Annotated in this window: 23 protein-coding genes; 21 read left to right on the forward strand and 2 right to left on the reverse strand. The window is 60.7% G+C overall.

Features of this window, described 5'->3' with window-relative positions; all coding sequences use genetic code 11:
- The first annotated feature begins 7 nt into the window (after positions 1-7).
- The 5 genes from lpxD to rnhB all read left to right on the forward strand — a co-directional run bounded on the left by lpxD (position 8) and on the right by rnhB (position 4,388).
- On the forward strand, positions 8-1,078 hold the full coding sequence (gene lpxD / locus IG168_RS11600) for a UDP-3-O-(3-hydroxymyristoyl)glucosamine N-acyltransferase (RefSeq protein ID WP_193164566.1): 1,071 nt from the start codon (positions 8-10) through the stop codon (positions 1,076-1,078).
- A 93-nt stretch (positions 1,079-1,171) separates the two neighbouring features.
- Positions 1,172-1,609, forward strand: coding sequence for a 3-hydroxyacyl-ACP dehydratase FabZ (fabZ, locus tag IG168_RS11605; RefSeq protein WP_193164567.1), 438 nt, complete (start codon positions 1,172-1,174; stop codon positions 1,607-1,609).
- Positions 1,610-1,701: 92 nt separating this feature from the next.
- On the forward strand, positions 1,702-2,481 hold the full coding sequence (lpxA, locus tag IG168_RS11610; RefSeq protein WP_193164568.1) for an acyl-ACP--UDP-N-acetylglucosamine O-acyltransferase: 780 nt from the start codon (positions 1,702-1,704) through the stop codon (positions 2,479-2,481).
- A 115-nt stretch (positions 2,482-2,596) separates the two neighbouring features.
- Positions 2,597-3,781 carry a lipid-A-disaccharide synthase gene (lpxB, locus tag IG168_RS11615; RefSeq protein WP_193164569.1) on the forward strand — a complete coding sequence of 395 codons (1,185 nt, stop codon included), beginning with the start codon at positions 2,597-2,599 and terminating at the stop codon, positions 3,779-3,781.
- On the forward strand, positions 3,759-4,388 hold the full coding sequence (gene rnhB / locus IG168_RS11620) for a ribonuclease HII (protein WP_404931999.1): 630 nt from the start codon (positions 3,759-3,761) through the stop codon (positions 4,386-4,388). The genes lpxB and rnhB overlap by 23 nt, the downstream gene beginning before the upstream one ends.
- Before the next feature lie 32 nt (positions 4,389-4,420).
- Here the strand turns inward: rnhB and IG168_RS11625 are convergent, their stop codons facing one another.
- Positions 4,421-5,707, reverse strand: coding sequence for an HlyC/CorC family transporter (locus IG168_RS11625; RefSeq protein ID WP_193164570.1), 1,287 nt, complete (start codon positions 5,705-5,707; stop codon positions 4,421-4,423).
- A gap of 88 nt (positions 5,708-5,795) precedes the next feature.
- Positions 5,796-6,608, reverse strand: coding sequence for a cytochrome C assembly family protein (locus IG168_RS11630; protein WP_226876884.1), 813 nt, complete (start codon positions 6,606-6,608; stop codon positions 5,796-5,798).
- 199 nt (positions 6,609-6,807) lie between these two features.
- On the opposite strand from IG168_RS11630, the gene ffh reads away from it, so the two are divergent.
- The 16 genes from ffh (at position 6,808) to prfB (ending at position 21,690) form a co-directional block, all read left to right on the forward strand.
- Positions 6,808-8,238 carry a signal recognition particle protein gene (gene ffh / locus IG168_RS11635; RefSeq protein WP_193164571.1) on the forward strand — a complete coding sequence of 477 codons (1,431 nt, stop codon included), beginning with the start codon at positions 6,808-6,810 and terminating at the stop codon, positions 8,236-8,238.
- A 159-nt stretch (positions 8,239-8,397) separates the two neighbouring features.
- Entirely contained in the window at positions 8,398-8,637 is a 240-nt protein-coding gene (gene rpsP, locus IG168_RS11640) for a 30S ribosomal protein S16 (RefSeq protein ID WP_161858828.1), read from the forward strand.
- A 25-nt stretch (positions 8,638-8,662) separates the two neighbouring features.
- Positions 8,663-9,217, forward strand: coding sequence for a ribosome maturation factor RimM (rimM, locus tag IG168_RS11645; protein WP_193164572.1), 555 nt, complete (start codon positions 8,663-8,665; stop codon positions 9,215-9,217).
- 11 nt (positions 9,218-9,228) lie between these two features.
- Entirely contained in the window at positions 9,229-9,996 is a 768-nt protein-coding gene (gene trmD / locus IG168_RS11650) for a tRNA (guanosine(37)-N1)-methyltransferase TrmD (protein ID WP_193164573.1), read from the forward strand.
- Positions 9,997-10,075: 79 nt separating this feature from the next.
- Positions 10,076-10,426 carry a 50S ribosomal protein L19 gene (gene rplS, locus IG168_RS11655; RefSeq protein ID WP_193164574.1) on the forward strand — a complete coding sequence of 117 codons (351 nt, stop codon included), beginning with the start codon at positions 10,076-10,078 and terminating at the stop codon, positions 10,424-10,426.
- Between the two features lie 131 nt (positions 10,427-10,557).
- Complete coding sequence (xerD, locus tag IG168_RS11660; protein WP_193164575.1) at positions 10,558-11,463, forward strand: site-specific tyrosine recombinase XerD; 906 nt, start codon at positions 10,558-10,560, stop codon at positions 11,461-11,463.
- Positions 11,464-11,612: 149 nt separating this feature from the next.
- Positions 11,613-12,362 (forward strand): thioredoxin fold domain-containing protein, encoded by a 750-nt coding sequence (locus IG168_RS11665; RefSeq protein WP_193164576.1) that lies wholly within the window; start codon positions 11,613-11,615, stop codon positions 12,360-12,362.
- A 264-nt stretch (positions 12,363-12,626) separates the two neighbouring features.
- Entirely contained in the window at positions 12,627-13,961 is a 1,335-nt protein-coding gene (locus IG168_RS11670) for a homoserine dehydrogenase (protein ID WP_193164623.1), read from the forward strand.
- Between the two features lie 180 nt (positions 13,962-14,141).
- Entirely contained in the window at positions 14,142-15,551 is a 1,410-nt protein-coding gene (gene thrC, locus IG168_RS11675) for a threonine synthase (protein ID WP_193164577.1), read from the forward strand.
- 6 nt (positions 15,552-15,557) lie between these two features.
- The gene (gene recJ, locus IG168_RS11680) at positions 15,558-17,285 is read left to right on the forward strand and encodes a single-stranded-DNA-specific exonuclease RecJ (protein ID WP_193164578.1); all 1,728 of its coding nucleotides are present in this window, start codon (positions 15,558-15,560) and stop codon (positions 17,283-17,285) included.
- A gap of 41 nt (positions 17,286-17,326) precedes the next feature.
- Positions 17,327-18,253 (forward strand): DMT family transporter, encoded by a 927-nt coding sequence (locus tag IG168_RS11685; RefSeq protein ID WP_193164579.1) that lies wholly within the window; start codon positions 17,327-17,329, stop codon positions 18,251-18,253.
- A gap of 1 nt (position 18,254) precedes the next feature.
- On the forward strand, positions 18,255-18,893 hold the full coding sequence (locus tag IG168_RS11690) for a LysE family translocator (RefSeq protein WP_193164580.1): 639 nt from the start codon (positions 18,255-18,257) through the stop codon (positions 18,891-18,893).
- A 46-nt stretch (positions 18,894-18,939) separates the two neighbouring features.
- Entirely contained in the window at positions 18,940-19,440 is a 501-nt protein-coding gene (locus IG168_RS11695; RefSeq protein WP_193164581.1) for a hypothetical protein, read from the forward strand.
- Positions 19,441-19,605: 165 nt separating this feature from the next.
- The gene (locus IG168_RS11700) at positions 19,606-20,022 is read left to right on the forward strand and encodes a hypothetical protein (protein WP_193164582.1); all 417 of its coding nucleotides are present in this window, start codon (positions 19,606-19,608) and stop codon (positions 20,020-20,022) included.
- Positions 20,023-20,102: 80 nt separating this feature from the next.
- Positions 20,103-20,498: a MerR family transcriptional regulator gene (locus tag IG168_RS11705; RefSeq protein WP_193164583.1), complete on the forward strand. Its 396-nt coding sequence runs from the start codon at positions 20,103-20,105 to the stop codon at positions 20,496-20,498.
- Between the two features lie 96 nt (positions 20,499-20,594).
- A protein-coding gene (gene prfB, locus IG168_RS11710) for a peptide chain release factor 2 (RefSeq protein WP_193164584.1) occupies positions 20,595-21,690 on the forward strand; the annotation gives its coding sequence in 2 pieces (ribosomal slippage) (positions 20,595-20,666 and positions 20,668-21,690; 1,095 coding nt in all).
- The last annotated feature ends 35 nt before the right edge of the window (positions 21,691-21,725 follow it).

Consider the following 21,725-nt stretch of genomic DNA (forward strand, 5'->3'; position numbering starts at 1 on the left):
GTTATTGATGATCGAAAAATTGACGCTCGCCCAGCTGGCTGAACAGCTGGGTGCAGAGCTGCGCCTTGCGCCCGGTGCGGATGCCGACCAGGTTCCCTCCGGGCTCAATACGTTGCAGGATGCCGCACCCACCGAAATTACTTTTCTCGCCAGTGCCAATTACCGCCGCTTCCTGGTCGGTACCCGCGCCTGTGCCGTGCTGTTACAGGACGGCTCGGCGGCGGAGTGTCCGGTGACGGCGCTCGTTGTGGATAATCCCTATCACGCCTTTGCCCTGGCCACTGCGCTTTATGATCGTACGCCTGTGCCGACGGCGGGGGTTCATCCCGCGGCTGTTGTGCATCCGACTGCCGAGGTGGACGGATCCGCGAGTATCGCTGCCGGCGCGGTCGTCGAGGCCCATGCGCGTGTGCACGCGAATGCCATCATCGGCACCAACTGCGTGGTGGGTGAGGGCAGTGAAATCGGATCAGGCACGCGGTTGTTTGCGGGTGCTGTGGTTTATCACGGCTGTTCTATTGGCCGCGATTGTGTGATTCACAGCCAGGCAGTGATCGGCGCTGATGGTTTCGGTTTTGCGCCCTACCAGCGCCAGTGGACCAAGATTCACCAGCTCGGCGGTGTCGAGATTGGCGATGACGTGGAGATCGGTGCCTGCACCTGTATCGATCGCGGTGCTCTTGGCAATACGGTGATCGGGCGGGGTGTCAAGATCGACAACCAGGTGCAAATCGCGCACAATGTGCAAATTGGTGACTACTCAGCCATTGCCGCCTGTTCGGCCGTGGCGGGGAGTGCGGTCATCGGTAAACACTGCACCCTCGCCGGCGGCGCCGGTGTGGTCGGTCACATTACAGTGGCGGACGGAAGTCACATTACTGCCAGGACACTGGTGACCAAATCCATCGACACTGCCGGTTCCTATTCCAGTGGTACCCCGTTTTCCGACAGTCGCAGCTGGCGCCGCAACGCGGTGCGCTATGCTCAACTCGATCAGATGGCGCGGCGACTGCGGGATTTGGAAAAGCAGGTGGATGTTATTTCCGCCGGGTCTGAGGATTCCGGCGATAACGACTGAGCGATCGGCGGCCAGCCGGTCATAGCGCTGAATTTGTCATCTTCGGGGCACCAGGATACTGGCGCCCCGAAGTGGTTTCTGGGGATATTTGAAATGATGGACGTACGCGAAATTCGTCAATACCTGCCGCACCGCTACCCGTTTCTGCTGGTGGATCGTGTTGTGGAGCTGGAAGAGGGGAAATATATCAAGGGTTACAAGAATATCTCTGTGAACGAAGAGGTATTCAACGGCCACTTTCCCGAGATGCCGATTTTCCCCGGCGTGATGATTGTCGAGGCGATGGCGCAGGTGTCGGGTATTCTCGGCTTCAAATCCCTGGGGCAGAAACCGGAGGATGGATACCTTTACCTCTTTGCCGGAATCGACAATGTGCGCTTCAAGCGCCAGGTGGTGCCGGGCGATAAGCTCCAGCTTGAGTCTGAAGTGGTTTCAGAGCGTCGCGGAATCTGGAAATTTGCCTGCAAGGCAAGTGTTGACGGGGAGCTCGCTGCATCGGCCGACGTGCTGTGTGCGGTGAAAAAAGTCTGACTACAATCGCACAGTGACCGAATCGGTTTCTTTGTATCTGAATCGGCTTTAAAGTAGCGGGATTTTCCAGTTTCCGAGGAGTAGGGCGCATAATGCAATCAAATATCCACCCCACAGCCATTGTCGATGAGTCGGCAATTCTTGGAGCCGGGGTGAGTATCGGTCCCTACAGTGTTGTGGGGCCGGGTGTCGAGATCGGTGACGGCTGCGAGATCGCTTCGCATGTCGTACTGAGTGGTCCGACCCGGCTCGGCCGCAATAATCGCATCTACCAGTTTGCCTCTGTCGGCCAGGATACGCCGGACAAGAAATACCAGGGTGAAGATACCACCCTGGTGATTGGTGACGACAACGTGATTCGTGAAGGCGTGACCATCCATCGTGGCACCGTGCAGGATCGCGGTGAAACGACCATCGGCAATGACAACCTGATCATGGCCTACGCCCACGTCGGTCACGACAGCGTCATCGGTAATCACACCATTCTGGTCAACAACGTAGCCCTGGCGGGGCACGTGGTCATATGCGACTGGGCCATCCTCAGTGGTTTCAGCATGGTGCATCAGCACTGTACTATCGGCGAACATGCGTTTACCGGTATGGGTGCCGCTATTGGCAAGGATGTGCCCGCTTATGTCATGGTGGCAGGCAACCCCTGCGAGGCAAAAACCATCAATGCCGAGGGGCTGCGCCGTCGCGGATTCACCCGCGATGAAATTGCCCTGATCAACAAAGCCTACAAAATTGTCTACCGTCGCGGCCTGACCCTGCAGGAGGCTCTGGAAGCGCTGATCGAATTGCGCGAGCAGTCGGAAGTCATTCAGCCCTGGATCGACTCCATCAATTCCTCCAGCCGCGGCATCGTGCGCTGAGCGGAACAACCCCAAAGTCACCCTGATACATCGAGAGTTTCGGCCGCAATCCGGTGAAATAATTCGCTGACAGATTGCGGTCGGCGGCGCGGCCCATCAGAGAGGATTCCTCGGAGTGAAAGCCACAGACAAGAAACTGCGCATCGGCATTGTGGCGGGTGAGGCCTCTGGCGATATTCTCGGTGCGGGCCTGATTACCGCGTTGCAGCAGCAGTTCCCGGACGTGCAGGTGGAGGGTATTGCCGGGCCGCGAATGCAGAAACTGGGCGCCAGCTCCCTGTTTCCAATGGAGCGCCTTTCGGTCATGGGGCTGGTCGAGCCGCTCAAGCGCTTGCCGGAACTGCTCAAGATCCGGCGCACCCTCCGCCAACATTTTATCGACAATCCTCCCGACGTTTTTGTCGGTATTGACTCACCGGATTTCAATCTCGGGTTGGAGCAGTCGCTGAAATCCGCTGGCATTCCCACCGTGCATTATGTCAGCCCATCGGTATGGGCCTGGCGTCGGGGGCGAATTAAAAAGATCGCGCGCGCGGTGGATCGCATGTTGACGCTGTTGCCGTTCGAGGCCGAGTTCTATCGCGAACACCGTGTGCCGGTAACATTTGTCGGGCATCCGCTGGCGGATGAAATTCCACTGCATGTGGACACAGCAGGTGCGCGGAAAGCACTGGGCTTTGCCGTAGATGACCAGGTTATCGCGCTGTTGCCGGGCAGTCGCGGTGGCGAGGTGCGCCTGCTCGGTCCGCTATTCCTGCAGGCGGCCCGCTGGTGTCACCAGCGCCGCCCGGAACTGAAGTTCGTCATACCTGCGGCGAATGAGTTGCGCCTGGCGGAATTACAGGCGCAGCTGGAACAGTTTCCCGACCTGCCCGTTACGCTGCTCGATGGCAATTCGCACGGCGCTCTGTCTGCAGCCGATAACGTATTGATCGCTTCCGGTACGGCGACGCTGGAAACCATGCTGCTGAAGAAGCCGATGGTGGTCGCCTACAAGATGGCAAAGCTTTCCTACGCGATATTCTCGCGGATGTTGCACACCCCTTGGGTTTCCCTGCCTAACCTTTTGGCTCAGCGGGAACTGGTGCCCGAAATCCTGCAGGATGATGCCACCCCGGAAAACCTCGGTGCGGCATTACTGCAGTTCTATGACGATCCGCTACTGTACGATCAGTTGCAGCGCGAGTTCGACGATCTGCACCAACAGCTCCGCCGCGATGCGTCGACACGCGCGGCTGACGCGGTGCGCAAACTGGTAGAGGAACGGAGTGAATCGAGTGGCCGCGAAGCGCAGCAGTAATATTTCGCTGGAACCCTATGTGTGTCAGTACCGCGGCGAATTGCTCGCGGGTGTCGATGAGGTTGGGCGCGGCCCGCTGGCCGGTGACGTCGTGGCTGCGGCGGTTATCCTGGATCCCGCGCGCCCCATCGAAGGGCTGGCGGATTCAAAAAAACTGAGCGAGAAAAAACGCGAGCAGCTGTTCGATCTGATCTGCGAGCGTGCGCTGTCATTTGCGGTCGCGCGGGCCGATGTGGCGGAAATCGATCGGTTGAATATCCTGCACGCGAGTCTGCTGGCGATGCGTCGCGCGGTAGAGCAGCTGCCGGTGCAGCCGGAATTCGTGCTGGTCGATGGCAATAAAAAGCCGGATTGGCGTTATCCCTGCGATACCGTGGTAAAAGGGGATGGTCGGGTTGCCGCGATTGCGGCGGCGTCGATTCTGGCCAAGGTCACCCGCGATCGGGAAATGGTGGCGCTGGACAAGATCTATCCGGGTTACGGACTCGCGGGGCACAAAGGCTACCCCACCAAGGCGCATTTGCAGGCGCTGGAGCAGCTAGGCGCGAGCCCAATTCATCGCCAGAGTTTTGCCCCGGTGAAGCAGCTATCCATGGATTTAAGCTAATTTGGCAGTTCGAGCCGGGGCGGTGCGCCGGGTTATTTGCTCCGTTTTTCCCTGTTTATTTTCTTGACCCGTGCGCGGGTGATCATCTTGTCGGATACGGCTTCAATTTCCACCAGGTAATTCAGGATGTAAAAACTGATATTGCCGTCGGGAATACTCTCCAGGTGTTCCATCGCCAGGCCGTTAAAGGTTTTCGGGCCGTCAGTGGGCAGTTCCCAGTTTAAGGTGCGATTGATGTCGCGGATTGAGGTCCCGCCCTCGATCAGGTACCAGCCGTCACCGGCGGCGACAATCTCCTCGTCCTCGCTCGGAACCGGGCTCGCGGTAAAATCGCCCACGATTTCTTCCAGCAGGTCTTCCAGGGTCACGATCCCCATGACCTCTCCGTACTCGTCCACGACCAGGCCCATGCGTCGCTTTTTCTTCTGGAAGTTCATCAGCAGTGTCGGCAGGGGCGTGGCCTCGGGCACGAAATAGGGCTCGTCGGTATAGGATTTCAGCAGAGCGGGGCTGAAGCCATCGGGGCCATCGCGCAGTATCTGGGCCGCACGGCGCAGATGCAGGATGCCCACCACGCGATTGATGTCGCCCTCAAATACGGGCAGGCGCGTGTAACTGCTCTCCGCCAGCTGCTGCAGTATCTCTTCACCGGTGTGCTCCAGATCCACACCCACGACTTCGTTGCGCGGGATCATGATGTCTTCTACCGTCGCCTGGTCCAGGTCGAGTACGTTGAGCAGCATGCCTTTGTGTTTGCTTGGCAGCAGGGCGCCGGATTCGAACACGACAGTGCGCAACTCCTCCGGTGCCAGATGCTCTTCTTCGGACGTCTCGCCAGCCTCCACGCCGACGAGGCGCGCGAGGCCATTGGAGACGCTGCCCACCAGCCACACGAACGGTGCCAGCAGGCGCAAAAGCGGCCGCAGTATCAGGCTGGCGGGAAAGGCGACTTTCTCCGGGTGCAGGGCGGCGATGGTTTTCGGTGTCACTTCGGCAAAGATCAGGATCACCACCGTGAGGGCCGCAGTGGCATAGAAAACACCGGCGTCGCCATAGAGACGGGTGAAAACAGTGGTGGCAATGGATGTGGCGAGAATATTCACCAGGTTGTTGCCGATCAGGATAGCGCCGATCAGCTTGTCCGGGCGCGACAGCAACTCCACGGCCCGCTTGGCCCCGCGATGACCACTCTTGGCCTGGTGACGCAGGCGGTAGCGGTTGAGCGCCATCATGCTGGTTTCGGAGCTGGAGAAAAAAGCGGAAATAACTATCAGCAGGCCTATCAGTGCAAACAGTAGGCCGGGCGGTATCTCGTTCAAGGGAGAACTCTTTTTATGGCGAAGCGGAGATATTGAAACAGAATTTCACTCGCCGCAAGTTTGTACGCTGTTATAAGGAGGAATTGCTTCAGCCGCGGTGGAGGATGACTTCCAGCACCAGCTTGCTGCCAAAGTAGGCGAGCATCAGTGCAGCAAATGCCGCGAGGGTCCAGCGCACAGCCGTATTCCCGCGCCAGCCGAGTTTCCAGTGTCCCACCAGTAATACGCTGTAAAGGCACCAGGCGACGATTGACAGCACAGTCTTGTGGACCAGGTGTTGGGCGAACAGGTTGTCGACAAACAGGAAACCGGTGATCAGCGACGCAGTCAGCAACAGCTGCCCGAATGCAATCAGGCCGAAGAGCAGGGATTCCATGGTCTGCAGCGGTGGCAGCAGCCGGCTGATGCCACCGGGCCGGTGATTGTGCAGCTGCTGATTCTGAAAGTAGAGGTAGATCGCCTGTAGGGTGGCGATGGACAGCAGCGCATAGGCGGTGATCGACAGGAGTACATGGGTGGCCAGGCCGGCGGAAAGCTGCTGGCGTGGTGCTACACCGCCCCAGTCATACACGGCCGCCATTACCGTCAGGGCGCCGAGCGGGGCCAATATCAGGATCAGCAGCTGCAGCGGGTGGCGCACGGCGAGCAGCAGTATCAGCAGGTTGACGGTCCAGGCTACCAGCGAAAGCATCGCCAGCAGGTCGAAACGATAGCCATTCGGGGCGATCAGGGTGTGAGTCAGGGAAATGCTGTGGGCCAGCAGAGCGCCGGCGAGTAGCGCCAGCAACAGTGCCTGATTTGACTGTCGCTGCCGGAAAATACCCTGTGCCGCCACTAAGGTTGTGACCAGGTAAAGTGCAATTGCCGTCCAGTGGGCGAACGCCGCCATCGATGAATCCATGTCCCGTTTGCGATAGGCGGGCAGTGTGGCACAGCGCGCCGAAGCTGGAAAGTGCCTCCCGCGTACCGGAGTTTCTGCTGTGCGGGCTCCTGGGCTATACTGCCGCGCCACGAGAGCCGGGAGCGGTGGCTTCCGCCAAAATAAGCCGATTGCCGCTGCAAGTGGGATCGGCCAGTTAATGAGAGATCGAGACGTATCTATGTTCGACAACCTGAGCGACCGCCTGTCGGCGGCGTTAAAGAAGGTCACTGGCAAAGCGCGCCTGACGGATGACAATATCCGCGACACCCTGCGCGAAGTGCGCAAAGCGCTGCTGGAGGCGGACGTCGCCCTGCCGGTGGTCAAGGCGTTTGTGCAGCAGGTGCGCACCGCTGCCGTGGGGCAGCAGGTCAGCAAGGCGCTGAATCCGGGGCAGCAGTTCGTCAAGATCGTGCAGGACGAATTGGTCAAGGTCATGGGCGAGGCCGCCGCACCACTGAACCTGGCGGTACAACCGCCGGCGGTCATCCTGATGGCGGGCCTGCAGGGCGCCGGTAAAACGACCAGCGTGGCCAAACTGGCCAAATATCTGCAGGCGCGCGAGAAAAAGAAAGTGATGGTGGTGAGTGCGGACGTCTACCGCCCCGCGGCCATCAAGCAGTTGGAGACCCTCGCCGGGGAAGTGGATGCGCTTTTCTATCCGTCCACTTCGGATCAGAAACCGCTGGATATCGCCAAAGGCGCGATGGACGCGGCACGCAAGCAGTTTGCCGATGTGCTGATCGTCGATACGGCCGGTCGCCTGCATATCGACGAGCAGCTGATGGATGAAATCCGTGAACTTCACGGGGCGCTGGATCCGGCTGAAACCCTGTTCGTGATCGACGCCATGATCGGCCAGGACGCGGTGAATACCGCCAGCGCCTTCAACGACGCACTGCCACTGACCGGTGTGATCCTGACCAAGGCCGACGGCGATGCCCGCGGCGGTGCGGCGCTGTCCGTGCGACACGTGACCGGCAAGCCGATCAAGTTTATCGGTGTCGGCGAAAAGACTGACGCCCTGGAGACCTTCCATCCGGATCGTATTGCATCCCGGATCCTCGGTATGGGCGACATCCTGTCGCTGATTGAGGAAGCCGAACAGAAGATCGACAAGGCCAAGGCCGAAAAGCTGGTCAAGAAAGTGCAGAAGGGCAAAGGGTTCGACCTGGAGGACCTGCGCGACCAGTTGCAGCAGATGCAGAGTATGGGTGGCCTCGGCTCCCTGATGGAGAAGATGCCCGGCATGGGCGGGCTCGCACAGGCGGCCCAGCAGGCGGACATGGGCAAGGAGTTCAAGCGGATGGATGCCATCATCAGCTCCATGACCCCGGCCGAGCGCCGCAACCCGGATATCCTCAGCGGCTCGCGCAAGCGCCGTATTACCGCCGGTTCCGGCACCCAGATCCAGGACCTGAACCGCCTGCTCAAGCAGCACAAGCAGATGGGCAAGATGATGAAAAAGCTCAAGGGCGGCGGCATGGGCAAGCTGATGCGCGGCATGGGCGGCATGCCGGGTATGGGCGGTGGCGGTGGCATGGGTGGAATGGGAGGCCTGGGTGGCGGAATGCCCGGCGGCCTGCCACCCGGTCTCGGCAAGAAGAAATAGGCAGCTTGAGAGGCCCTTTTAGCGGGCGGATTTAAGCGCTATACAAACCTCGGGCGGTACATTAGAATACGCCGCCTTTCAGCCGGGTGAGCTACCGGCTTATTGTTGTAGGTGGTCGCTGATTGCGACTGCCCAGTGTTGAAACTACAGGAAAGCTACATGGTAACCATTCGTTTGGCTCGTGGCGGTGCAAAGAAGCGCCCGTTCTATCACCTGACAGTCACTGACAGCCGCAAATCCCGCGACGGTCGTTTCATCGAGCGCGTTGGCTTTTTCAACCCGGTTGCCCGTGGTCAGGAAGAGCGTCTGCGTATCGACCGTGACCGCGTTGAGTTCTGGGTTGGCCAGGGCGCACAGGTATCCGATCGCGTCAGCAAGCTGCTGAAAGAATCTGCCTGATTTGAGCCGAGCTGCGAGTGCGCCTGTGACGTCTGTTGACCTCGATAGCAGTGGATCCAATTCTGCTGAGTTGGTCACTGTCGGGCGCATTACTGCGGTCTACGGTGTCCGCGGCTGGTTGAAGGTGCATTCCTTTACCGAGCCGATGGACAATATCCTGCAATTTTCCAAATGGTATTTGCAGGGCCAGCAAGGCTGGGAACCCCTGAAGATCGACGGGGGACGTCGCCACGGTAAGGGCTTGATTGTTCATATCGAAGGCGTCGACGACCGCGATCTCGCGGCAGGCTACTGCCAGAGGGAAATCGCCGTTCACCGCAGTGAAATGCCGCGGCTGGGCGAGGGCGAGTTCTACTGGCATCAGCTGGAAGGGCTGCGCGTGGTCAGTCAATTTGACGGCCGCGAGCACAATTTCGGCACCGTGGTGCGCATGATGGAAACCGGCGCGAATGACGTGCTGGTGGTGCGCGGTGGTGAGGATGGGCGCGAGCGCCTGATTCCGTATCTGCCGGGCGAATTCATCACCAATATCGACCTGGACGCCGGTGAGATCACCGTCGCCTGGGATCCGGCGTTTTAGGCCTGACCGCGGTGGGTGCCAAGCGCATTGCGCTGGTCAGCATCTTTCCGGAGATGTTTGCCGCGCTGACTGGCTACGGTATCAGTGGCCGTGCCGTTAAGGATGGCCTGCTGGAAGTGCGCTGCTGGAACCCTCGGGATTTCACCAGTGATCGACATCGCACCGTGGACGACCGCCCCTATGGCGGCGGGCCGGGCATGGTGATGTTGGCCGAACCGCTGTATCAGGCACTGAGCGCCGCGCGCGCCTGGGCCGAAGAGGGCGGAGAGGCGGCGCGGACGATCTATCTGTCTCCCCAGGGGCGGCAGCTGAATCAGAAGGGTGTCGAGGAGCTGTCCGAGGCCGGTAATCTGGTATTGCTGGCGGGGCGCTACGAAGGCATCGACGAGCGCATCGTCGAGATGCTGATCGACCAGGAATGGTCAATCGGCGACTATGTTTTAAGTGGTGGTGAACTCGCCGCCATGGTGATGGTGGATGCCATTACCCGGCTGATTCCCGGGGCCCTCGGCCACGATCAGTCGGCAGTGGAGGACTCCTTTGCCCAGGGGCTGCTGGACTGTCCCCATTACACCCGCCCGGAGGAATACCGCGGCAGGTCGGTTCCGGAGGTTCTGCTCTCCGGCAACCACGAAAAAATTCGCCGCTGGCGCCTCAAGCAGGCACTGGCGCGCACGGAACAGCGACGCCCCGATTTGTTCGATGGGCTCGCGCTGGACAGTGAACAGACGTTGCTGCTGGAGGAAATCCGGCAGGAGCGGAAGTCCGAAGAAACTTGATGCCGGATTCGCCGGGAGGCGAGAGTAGTTCGGTGAACTAGCTGAGAAGCTACACAATCTGTATTTGGGAGTATTCCAAATGACCAACAAAATCATTCAGCAGCTGGAACAGGAACAGCTGAAGAGCGAAGTTCCGGCCTTTGCCCCCGGCGACACTGTTGTCGTTCAGGTTAAGGTGAAAGAAGGTAACCGCGAGCGTCTGCAGGCCTTTGAAGGCGTTGTTATCGGCAAGCGCAACCGCGGCCTGAACTCCTCCTTCACCGTGCGCAAAATTTCCCACGGTGTCGGCGTTGAGCGTACCTTCCAGACGCACAGCCCGCTGGTAGACAGCGTTGCTGTCAAGCGTCGCGGCGACGTTCGCCAGGCCAAGCTGTACTACCTGCGCAGCCTGACTGGTAAAGCAGCCCGCATCAAAGAGAAACTCAACTGAGTTTCCCGTTGATCGAGCGGTAGAAGAAGCCGGGCATTTGTCCCGGCTTTTTTGTGCCCGCAGGAAATGGCCCTGTATACCTGGATAACACCCTGCACCGGTGGGGCTCCGCACTGTGATTTAATAGTCCGATGGAAATAACCGCCGACCACCAACTGCTGATCGACCGCTGGCTGGACATGCTCTGGTCCGAGCGCGGTGCCAGCGAGCACACCCGCGCGGCCTACGGCCGCGACCTGCGCAATTTCGTGAATTTCTGCCTCGACGGCGGCCACAGTGATCTCATGGCCGTTGACCGCGGGCGGGTGCAGCAGTATCTGGCCGAAAGGCATAAAAACGGCAATTCCGCGCGCTCCAGTGCCCGGGCACTCGCTGCGCTGCGGAGTTTCTACCGCTACTGCCTGCGCCAGGGGTTTCTCGCCGAAGACCCGGTGGCGCTGGTCGAAAATCCCAAGCTGCCAAAGCCTTTGCCAAAGTCCCTGTCCGAGGCGGACGTGGAGTCCCTGCTGGCTGCGCCAGATACCGAGACGGCCATCGGCGCGCGGGACAGAGCCATGTTGGAACTGTTGTACGCCTGCGGCCTGCGGGTGTCGGAGCTGGTGGAACTCACCGTGTCGCAGATCAACCTGCGCCAGGGAGTAGTGCGCGTCTTCGGCAAAGGCAGCAAGGAGCGCCTGGTGCCGATGGGTGAGGCGGCCCAGGCGTGGATGCAACGCTATTTGAGTGATATCCGGCCGCAACTGCTGCCGCCGGGGCAGAGCGATACCTGTTTCCCAGGGCGCGGCGGACGACCGATGACTCGCCAGACCTTCTGGTATCGCGTCAAGCACTGGGCGGCCGTGGCGTGTATCGACAAGCCGCTGTCACCCCATACGCTGCGCCACGCGTTTGCGACCCATCTGCTGAATCACGGTGCCGATCTGCGAGTCGTGCAACTGCTGCTCGGCCACACGGATCTGTCCACCACGCAGATCTATACCCAGGTTGCCAAGGCCCGCCTGCAGGCACTGCACCGGACACATCACCCGCGGGGATAGCCCTGGTCGACCTGCTTCATGGTGCGCCCGGTGCGGATATGGTAAAACGCGCCACAGAGAACATTTGTCGCCAATTGATGCCATACTGGCGGGAACCGGCATTCGGCCATTTAGTCGAATCCATAGAAGAATCGAAGGAGCTTTCGACAATGACGCTTTTCAACAAGTCACTGATGCTGGTCGGTGCATTGTTCGTCCTGGCCGGGCCGGTCGCCCACGCAGAAGTGGACGCCGCCATTGCCAAGAACATCAAGGCGAGCCTGAAAGCCGCAAACCCGAAGGTGAAGTATGGCGAGGTGCGCGAGAGCCCGATCGGCGGTGTGTACGAAGTGGATGTCGATGGCGGTGCCAATACGATGTTTGTCTCTGCTGACGGTAAGCACTTTATCTACGGCGACCTGTATCAAGTGGGCAATGGCAGAGTGGTCAACGTCTCTGAACAGCGCCGTACGACCCAGCGCGCCAAGATCATGGATGCACAGAATATCGACGATATGATCGTGTTCTCCCCAAAGGGAGAAACCAAGGGCCATATCTATGTATTTACCGACGTGGATTGCGGATATTGCCGCAAGCTGCACAACGATGTGCCCGAGCTGAACCGCCGCGGAATCGAGGTGCGCTACCTGGCGTTCCCGCGTGCCGGTCTGAATTCCCTCAGCTATCGCAAGATCGCCACCGCCTGGTGCGCAGAGGATCGCAAGAAGACCCTGACCGCACTCAAGAACAATGAGAATGTGCCGCTGAACGTGTGTGCCAACAATCCGGTGGCGAAGGAGTACCGCCTGGGCGAAGACGTTATCGATGTGCGCGGCACTCCCACCATCATCCTGGAAGACGGCACCGTGGTGCCCGGCTATCTGCCGCCCGCCACCCTGGCCAAGGCCATGGGTATCTGAGCCAAAGTCCCCGAGCTGCTGGCGGCCACACCGGTCAGTCGCCAGCCGCCCGGTCGGCGGCTCGCAATTTTATTGACATTTTCCCCCTCGCCTCAGTAAGGTTGGCATCCTTTTTTTGTTTTCTATACCAATTATTGCGCCGTTAACCTGGCTCGATCCCGGCGCCGGGGCTCATCGCGTCCGCTTTGAGTCCGGAGTGGGGCGACTATCAGGGCACTTGCGCGGAGGGAAGTTGTGAGCGCACCTGTCGAAGAAACCACCGTACTGGAAACCTGCCAGCAGACCGAAAGCCCGCGACGTGCCGTGCGTATCGGTATTTGCGGCCTGGGCACCGTGGGCAGTGGTACCGTCAATGTTATGGCGCGCAACTTCGACGAGATCGCCGCCCGCTGCGGCCGGCCGGTGGAAATCGTGCAGATCGGCGCGCGTCGGGATAATCCCGCCTGTGATACCAGCGAGGTGGATGTAACCCGCGAAATTTTCGATGTGGCCAACAATCCCGACGTGGACATCCTGGTGGAGCTGATTGGTGGTACCACCGTGGCGCGCGAACTGGTGCTGACGGCCATCAACAATGGCAAGCACATCGTGACCGCCAACAAGGCGCTGATCGCCGAACATGGCAATGAACTGTTCGCCGCGGCCGCAGAAAATGGCGTGACCATCGCCTATGAGGCGGCGGTCGCCGGCGGTATCCCGATCATCAAGTCCCTGCGCGAGGGGCTGGTGGGCAACCGCATCCAGTGGCTGGCGGGCATCATCAACGGCACCGGCAACTATATCCTCACGGAAATGCGCGAAAAGGGGCGGAGTTTTGCCGAAGCCCTGAGTCAGGCGCAGGCCCTCGGCTACGCCGAGGCGGACCCGACCTTCGATGTCGAGGGTATCGACGCGGCCCACAAACTGGTGATCATGGCATCGCTGGCTTTCGCCATTCCGCTGGCATTCGACAAGGTTTACACCGAGGGGATCAGCGGCGTCACCAGCGAGGACATCCGCTACGCGGACGAGCTGGGTTACCGGATCAAACACCTGGGTATCGCCCGGCGCACCGAGCACGGTGTCGAGCTGCGGGTACACCCGACACTGATTCCGCAGCGGCGCCTGATTGCCAATGTGAATGGCGTGATGAACGCGGTACTGGTCAACGGCGACGCCGTGGGGCCCACGCTCTATTACGGTGCCGGCGCCGGTGCCGAGGCCACCGCCTCTGCGGTCATCGCCGATATCGTCGACGTGGCCCGCACCCTCGAAGCGGCGCCGGACCAGCGAGTCCCCGTTTCCGGTGTCGCCGAAGGTAGCCAGAATGGCACTGCGATACTGCCGATGGACGAAGTGGTGACCAGCTACTACCTGCGCATCTCCGCCCACGACAAGCCGGGGGTCATGTCCCAGGTCGCCAGAATCTGCAGTGACCAGGGCATCAGTATCGAGGCCCTGATCCAGCACGAACCCGCCGAGGGCGAAGCGCTGGTGCCGGTGGTGATTCTTACCAGCCGCGCGAAGGAAGCGCGCCTGCGCGAAGCGGTGGCACAGATTGAGGCGCTGGATACCGTTGAGGGTTCCGTTGTGCGTATCCGCGTGGAGCCTTTGGGTTAACCCAGGGCCTGGCTCCGGGCGCGACCGGCCGCTCAGAACCGGCCCCGCCGCCGGTGGCCAGCCGGCAAACAGCCTCGTCGGCAATCGTTCGCCGAATGGCCTCCGGCGCCAGTGCCTCGCACAGTGCCAGCTGCCACGCTATAGAAATGATTTTTTAATTTCAGTAATCGAAAAAACACCGTGAAATTTATCAGCACCCGCGGCAGCGCGCCGTCACTCTCCTTCGCCGATACCGTACTGACCGGCCTCGCCAGCGATGGCGGTCTCTATGTTCCGGAATCCCTGCCGAAATTTTCCCGGGAGGAGATTGCGGACATGGCCGGGCTCGATTACCGCGAGCTGGCCTTCCGGATTATCCAGCCCTTTGTCGGAGACGACCTGAGTGACGAAGAGCTGCGTGGAATCATCGAGCGCGCCTACGGCAATTTCCGCCACAGCGCCGTGGCGCCGCTGGTGCAGACAGATACCAGCGAGTGGATTCTGGAACTGTTCCAGGGCCCGACGCTGGCGTTTAAGGATTTTGCCCTGCAGTTTCTCGGCCAGCTGTTCGACCACCTGCTGAAAAAGCGCGGGGAGCGCGTGGTAGTGATGGGCGCGACCTCCGGTGATACCGGCTCTGCCGCCATCGAGGGCTGTCGTCACTGCGAGAATATCGATATTTTCATCCTGCACCCGCACAACCGGGTATCGGAAGTGCAGCGCCGGCAGATGACCACGGTACTGTCGGATAACGTGTTCAATATTGCGCTGGAGGGTAATTTCGACGATTGCCAGAATATGGTGAAAGCGAGCTTCGCCGATCAGTCGTTCCTGCCGGATGGCCGCCGGCTGGTGGCAGTCAACTCGATCAACTGGGCGCGCATCATGGCGCAGATCGTCTACTACTTCTACGCGGCACTCAACCTGGGTGCGCCGTCAAGAACTGTGAATTTCTCCGTCCCTACGGGTAATTTCGGCGATATTTTTGCCGGCTATCTCGCGCGGAAAATGGGTCTGCCGATCGATCAGCTGGTGATCGGCACCAATGCCAATGATATTCTGCACCGCTGTATCAGCGGCAACGATCACTCGCCGCAACCGCTGGTACACAGCCTGTCGCCGAGTATGGATATCATGGTGTCCAGCAACTTCGAGCGACTGTTGTTCGACCTCTACGAGCGCGATGGCAGTGCGGTGGCGGAGCTGCTGGCCGATCGCAGTGCGCCCATGCACCTGACAGAGCGTGCACTGGCGGGGGCCCGGGAGGTGTTTTCCTCATACCGGGTAGACGACCTGCGCACAGTCGAGGTGATCCGCGAAGTCTTTGAAACCACCGGCTACGTGCTGGATCCCCACACCGCCATCGGCGTGGAAGCCGCGCGCAATACTCGGCGTTCCGGGCGACAACCCATGGTTTGCCTGTCCACGGCCCATCCGGCAAAATTCCCCGATGCGGTGGCGCGCGCGCTGCCGACGGAACAGGTGCCCCTGCCGGCCCATATGCAGGACCTGTTCGAGCGCGAGGAGCGCATGAAGGTACTGCCCAATGACCTGGCGAAGGTTCACGATTTTATTGCGACGGCGCTGGGTACCGAGACATCAAATAGCTGAGCAAAAATGACTACACGAATTCAGCGGCGGCCAGTGGACTACTCCACTGGCCGTTTTGCTTCTGATACACCGAAAATACTGCAGCGCGTCCTGTTGGGGCGGGGAGTGACCAGCGAGGCGCAGCTCGATCACCAGCTCAACAGGTTGCACGCCCCCCAGGCCATGCGCGGTCTCGAAACGGCGGTTGAGCTGCTGGTAGAGGCGGTGCGGGCGCAGCGCAAGATACTGATCGTCGGCGACTTCGATGCCGACGGCGCGACCAGCAGTACCCTCGCGGTGCTGGCGCTCGGCGCCATGGGCGCGCCGGGGGTAGAGTTCCTGGTGCCGAACCGGTTCGATTTCGGTTACGGCCTGACCCCGGAAATCGTCGAGGTCGCGCGGGATTACCGCCCCGACGTGCTGATTACGGTCGACAACGGCATCAGCAGTATCGACGGTGTGGCCGCAGCCAAGGCGGCCGGTATGACAGTGATCGTCACGGACCACCATTTGCCCGGAAACCAGTTGCCCGCGGCGGATGCGATCGTCAACCCCAACCAGCCGGATTGCGAGTTCCCGAGCAAGAACCTCGCCGGCGTCGGGGTCATTTTCTACCTGCTGAGCCGCCTGCGCACCGCGCTGGAAGCCAGCGGTTGGTTCGCCGAGAGCGGTATTGCGGCGCCGAATATGGCGGAGTATCTGGACCTGGTGGCCCTCGGTACCGTGGCCGATCTGGTGCCGCTGGATCACAACAACCGTATCCTGGTGCACCAGGGCATAGCCCGTATCCGCGCGGGTCGCTGTCGGCCCGGTATCGCCGCGCTGCTCGAGGTGGCGGGGCGGGACCAGCGCAAGCTGTCGACAACCGATATCGGGTTTATTCTCGGCCCGCGCATCAATGCCGCCGGACGGCTGGACGACATCGGCACCGGCATCCGCTGCCTGCTGACGATGGATCCGACGGAGGCCCGCGAACTGGCAGCGGAACTGGACGGCCTGAACCGCGATCGCAAGGCGATCGAGCAGGGCATGCAGCGCGAGGCCATGGAGGCACTGGAAAAGTTGCAACTGGAAGGGGAAATACCCTGGAGCCTGTGCCTCTACGACGAGGGCTGGCACCAGGGTGTCGTGGGGATTCTCGCCAGCCGTATCAAGGAGAAATTTCACCGCCCGGTGATTGCGTTTGCGGACGGGGACAACGGCCTGATCAAAGGCTCGGCGCGCTCGATTCCGGGTTTGCACATCCGCGATGCGCTGAGCGACGTGGCTGCGGCTCACCCGGATCTGATCAGCAAATATGGCGGGCACGCAATGGCGGCCGGACTCAGCCTGTCGGCCGAGAACTTCGCCGCATTTACTGATGCCTTCGAAACGGCAGTGCGCAACCGGCTGAAAGAATCCCAGTTACAGGCCGTGATCGATTCCGATGGCGAACTGGAAGTATCCGAATTCACGATGCAGACGGCGTCGATGCTGCGCGCCTGCGCGCCCTGGGGGCAGGCTTTCCCAGAGCCACAGTTCGACGGCGAATTCCTGCTTTTGCAACAGCGCATCGTCGGCGAGCGCCACCTGAAAATGGTCGTGGCCCCGCCGGGCAATCCGCAACTGGCGCTGGATGCGATCGCTTTCAACGTGGACACGGATCAATGGCCACAAGCGGCGCAGCGGGTGCGGCTGGCGTACAAGCTGGATATCAACGAATTCCGTGGCCGCGAATCGCTGCAGCTGCTGGTCAATTACCTGGAGCCCGCCTGATTGGCGCCGCTCAAATCATCTCGTCTTAGGAAGTAAAGAAAGTGAAACGTAAACAGGTACAGGCGGAAATACTGCTGTTGCTTGCGGCTCTGTTCTGGGGCCTGGCCTTCGTGCCACAGAAAGTCGCCATGGAGCATATCGAACCGCTGGCTTTCAACGCCTGGCGGTTTTTTCTCGGCGGCCTGCTGCTGATTCCCATCGTGTCCTGGCTGTCGCGGCGGGCGCCGGATCTCAGCCACGAGATGCAGCCGGGGGAAGAGGGCGGTCACCGGGTGGCGCACAGCTGGCGCGCCTGCCTGCCGGGCGGCGCAATACTGGGGTTCTGGCTGTTTCTCGGTGCCGCGCTGCAGCAGGCCAGCCTGCTGTACACCACCGCCGGTCGCGCCGGCTTTATTACCGGTTTTTACCTGCTGCTGGTGCCGGTCATCGGCCTGTCTCTCGGCCACAAAACCAACCGCTGGACCTGGGCTGGAATCGGTCTGGCGCTGCTGGGGCTTTACTGGCTGGCGGACTTTAGCGAGGAGTCCCAGCTGGTCGGCGACCTGATGGTATTCGCCAGCGCCTTCGTTTTCGCGGTACAGGTGCTGTCTGCAGATTATCTGGTGCGCCGCTATGACGCCCTGCGCCTGGCCTGTGTGCAGTTTCTGGTGTGCGGCTTGCTGTCGGCAGTGGCATCCCTGATCGTCGAACAGCCGAGCCTGCAATCGGCGCTCGACGCCGCCTGGCCGATTGCCTACATGATGATCTTTTCCACCGCGATTGCGTTTACTTTCCAGTTGCTGGCCCAGCGCCACGCGGCGCCATCTCACGCCACGGTGATCATGAGTCTGGAGTCGGTATTCGCGTTGCTGGCCGGCTGGCTGCTACTGCATGAAGTCCTGAGCGGTCGCGAACTGCTGGGGTGCGGACTGATGCTGGCGGGCATGCTGGTGAGTCATTACGGCAATCACACCGGGACCCATCACTGATATGGACGCAATCGACCTGACCCGTATGGCACTATTCGTGCCGACCTTCTTTTTTGTTTCCGTGACGCCGGGGATGTGCATGACACTGGCGCTGACCATGGGCATGACGCTCGGGGTGCGCCGGACCATGTGGATGATGGCCGGCGAACTGGTGGGAGTAGCGCTCGTAGCGGTAGCCGCGGTCGTGGGTGTGGCAGCGCTGATGCTGCAGTATCCGACCGCCTTCCTGGTATTCAAATGGCTGGGTGGTGCCTACCTCGCCTGGCTGGGTATTCAGATGTGGCGCTCCCGCGGCCGCATGGTGATGGTGGCGCCGCAGGAGCGCGATGGCGCGGCGCCAGTGCCCACGCGGCGGTCATTGGCGCTGCAGGGCTTTGTCACCGCCGCGGCCAATCCCAAGGGCTGGGCCTTCTGCATCGCGCTACTGCCGCCATTTATCAACGACAGTGCCCCGCTGGTTCCGCAGCTCTCGGTCATGCTTGCTATCATTTTGCTGTTGGAAACGTTGTGCATGCTGATCTATGCCAGCGGTGGCCGCACGCTGAGCGGTCTGCTGCAGCGCGGCGAAAATGTGCGCCTGGTTAACCGTATTGCCGGTACTTTAATGCTGGTGGTAGGCGGCTGGCTGGCGCTGGGCTGAGCACTGCGACCCGCAATGGAGCAGTTTTAAGGAAGAAGAGCAAAGCATGAAAATACGGATTTTGTGCGTGTTGGCGGCAGTTGTCATGCTGGCGGCCTGCGGCCAGCGGGCCGATCACGATGCTGGAGTTGAAGCCGAGTCGAGCGCGGAGCAGCAACCTGCCGAGACGAAGACGCCGCCGGCAAAAGCCGAAGAGCCTGCAGAAGCCGGGGAGCCGGCAGAAGAGGCTGAGGTGTTGATCTGGGTATTTCGGCAGCGCCAAAACAGACAGTGCTATGGCGGTGGTATGTCACTCGACGAGAGTCGTGCCAAGCTGAGTGATAGCGGTGTTGCGGTGCATGAATCGCACTGCGGTTTGCGCACCGACAACGTCTACACTGCCGGCTGTGGCAAGCCAACCGGGGATATCCTGCTGCACTTGATCAGGGGGAATGCGCTGGATGCTGCCCTGAATGCCGGATACGGCCCCGCGGAGCAGATCAAATACCAAATAGTGGAATGTCCGGACGATAGCGCTGAATCCCCGGCTCCCGCTACATCGTCTTGAGGCGTAGAGCGGCCGGGGGATCCCGTTCCCGGTGGTCCGGCGTGGATGCTGGGGCGCTGCGGATATGGCAGGCTAGAGGATTGCTGGCGCTAATGCGCTCGGGAAACCGGTTGGCTCTAGGTCCGCGCGAGGGCTTAATTAATAGGCTTTATGGAGGAAGTGCAATTGAGCAGGATCACTCTTTTACTACTGACCCTGGTTTTCGCGGTAGCGTTGGGGGCCTGTGGTCAACGAGCCGAAAAAAAGGCGGAGCAAGTCCCCGAGGTTACCGAAGAGCCGGCGCAAGAACCGGAAATGCAGGCAGAAGAACTGATCTGGGTCTATGAAGCCCGCGGCGACAAGCAGTGCGAGCAGGGCGGTACGACACTGGAAGAAAGCAGTGCCAAGCTCACCGATAGCGGCGTCGAGGTCCAGGAATCCCGCTGCGGTGTACGCACCGACCGCATGTACCCGAGTGTCTGCGGTGGTGAGACCGGCAACATTCTCCTTCACCTGATCAGCCAGGATAAGCTCGATGCCGCCCTGGAGATGGGCTTTGACCCCGCGGATCAGGTCGAGTACCAGAACCAGCCCTGCCCCTGAACGGGCCCCCGTTTGACCTTCCCCCTGTGGTAACCTTTACTCTCGGTCACCCTGACGGACGCTAGTGAGTGGGAGGTTCAATGAATATTTCCGAGGCGGCGCAACATTCGGGGCTCAGCGCCAAGGCCCTGCGCTATTACGAGTCCATCGACCTGCTGTCACCGGGCCGCGCGCAAAACGGTTACCGGGATTACAGCGATGCGGACCTGGAGATACTGCGCTTCATCCAGCGGGCCCGCGCCACCGGCTTTAGCGTCGACGAGGTGCGTGAGTTGCTGTCCCTGTACCGGGATCCTGCCCGTCACAGCCGCGATGCCAAGGCCCTGGTAGAGGACAAGCTGGGGCATATCGAGACGCAGCTGCGCAGCCTGCGGGAGATGCAACAGACGCTGCGCGGCCTGGCTGAGCGCTGTGCCGGGGACGAATCGCCCCAGTGCGCCATCCTCGAAGGCCTCTCCCATCACGCTGCAAAGTGACCCTCTGGTTCCTTCCCCTGCCGGGCAACTGGCAAGAGGGCGCCGCGCTGCGGTAGAATGCGCGCCGCTTTAATTCAGTCCGGAAATCCGCGATCCATGGAAATCAATCCTCTCCTCAACCAGTTGAAAGACCTCGAAGAGCGCACCGATGTTCTTAGGGGGTATCTTTGACTACGACAGCAAGAAAGAACGCCTGACCGAGGTAGAACTGGAGCTGGCCGAGCCCAGCGTCTGGGAAAACCCCGAGCGCGCCCAGGAACTGGGGCGCGAGCGCTCCTCGCTGGAAACCGTGGTCAAGACCATCGAAACCCTCGACAGCGGCATCAGTGACTGCCGCGAGCTGCTGGAAATGGCCGTCGAAGAGAACGACGAAGACGCGGTCACTGAGGTCTCCGGCGAAATCGACGGCCTGCAGAAGCAGCTGGGCGTACTGGAATTCCGCCGCATGTTCTCTGGCGAGACCGACGCCAACAACGCCTATCTGGATATCCAGGCCGGTTCCGGTGGTACCGAGGCCCAGGACTGGGCGGAAATGCTGCTGCGTATGTACCTGCGCTGGGGCGAAGCCCACGGCTTCAAGACCACCCTGGAAGAGGCATCTGCGGGCGAAGTGGCCGGTATCAAGAGTGCCACCATCCATTTCGAGGGCGACCACGCGTTCGGTTGGCTGCGCACCGAGACCGGCGTACACCGCCTGGTGCGCAAGTCGCCATTCGACTCCGGCAACCGCCGCCATACGTCATTCACATCGGTCTTTGTATCGCCGGAAATCGATGACAATATCGAGATCGAAGTGGACAAGTCCCAGGTTCGTGAAGACACCTACCGCGCCTCCGGTGCCGGTGGTCAGCACGTGAACAAGACCGATTCCGCGGTGCGTCTGACCCATATCGAGTCCGGTATTGTGGTGGCCTGCCAGAGCGAACGCTCCCAGCACCAGAACCGCGACAAGGCCTGGAAGATGCTGCGCGCCAGACTGTACGAGCAGGAGATGCAGAAGCGCACTGCCGAGAAACAGGCGATGGAGGAGAGCAAATCCGATATCGGCTGGGGCAGCCAGATCCGCTCCTATGTGCTCGATGATCAACGCATCAAGGACCTGCGCACCGGTGTGCAGACCAGCAATTGCCAGTCGGTTCTCGACGGCGACCTGGACCAGTTTATCGAAGCGAGCCTGAAAGCCGGCCTGTAAGCCGGCTTTCCCCGAACTTTTACCCGTAAGCCCAC

This window comes from Microbulbifer hainanensis, assembly GCF_014904735.1.
Classification (GTDB): Bacteria; Pseudomonadota; Gammaproteobacteria; order Pseudomonadales; family Cellvibrionaceae; genus Microbulbifer; species Microbulbifer hainanensis.

Excerpts from the sequence above, each read along its gene's own strand:
- IG168_RS11705 (WP_193164583.1), top strand. The coding sequence starts at position 20,103 with ATGAATATTTCCGAGGCGGCGCAACATTCGGGGCTCAGCGCCAAGGCC.
- recJ (WP_193164578.1), top strand. The coding sequence starts at position 15,558 with ATGACTACACGAATTCAGCGGCGGCCAGTGGACTACTCCACTGGCCGT.
- IG168_RS11690 (WP_193164580.1), top strand. The coding sequence starts at position 18,255 with ATGGACGCAATCGACCTGACCCGTATGGCACTATTCGTGCCGACCTTC.
- lpxD (WP_193164566.1), top strand. The coding sequence starts at position 8 with ATGATCGAAAAATTGACGCTCGCCCAGCTGGCTGAACAGCTGGGTGCA.
- rplS (WP_193164574.1), top strand. The coding sequence starts at position 10,076 with ATGACCAACAAAATCATTCAGCAGCTGGAACAGGAACAGCTGAAGAGC.
- IG168_RS11630 (WP_226876884.1), bottom strand. The coding sequence starts at position 6,608 with ATGGATTCATCGATGGCGGCGTTCGCCCACTGGACGGCAATTGCACTT.
- fabZ (WP_193164567.1), top strand. The coding sequence starts at position 1,172 with ATGATGGACGTACGCGAAATTCGTCAATACCTGCCGCACCGCTACCCG.
- ffh (WP_193164571.1), top strand. The coding sequence starts at position 6,808 with ATGTTCGACAACCTGAGCGACCGCCTGTCGGCGGCGTTAAAGAAGGTC.
- lpxA (WP_193164568.1), top strand. The coding sequence starts at position 1,702 with ATGCAATCAAATATCCACCCCACAGCCATTGTCGATGAGTCGGCAATT.
- IG168_RS11665 (WP_193164576.1), top strand. The coding sequence starts at position 11,613 with ATGACGCTTTTCAACAAGTCACTGATGCTGGTCGGTGCATTGTTCGTC.
- xerD (WP_193164575.1), top strand. The coding sequence starts at position 10,558 with ATGGAAATAACCGCCGACCACCAACTGCTGATCGACCGCTGGCTGGAC.
- IG168_RS11695 (WP_193164581.1), top strand. The coding sequence starts at position 18,940 with ATGAAAATACGGATTTTGTGCGTGTTGGCGGCAGTTGTCATGCTGGCG.
- rpsP (WP_161858828.1), top strand. The coding sequence starts at position 8,398 with ATGGTAACCATTCGTTTGGCTCGTGGCGGTGCAAAGAAGCGCCCGTTC.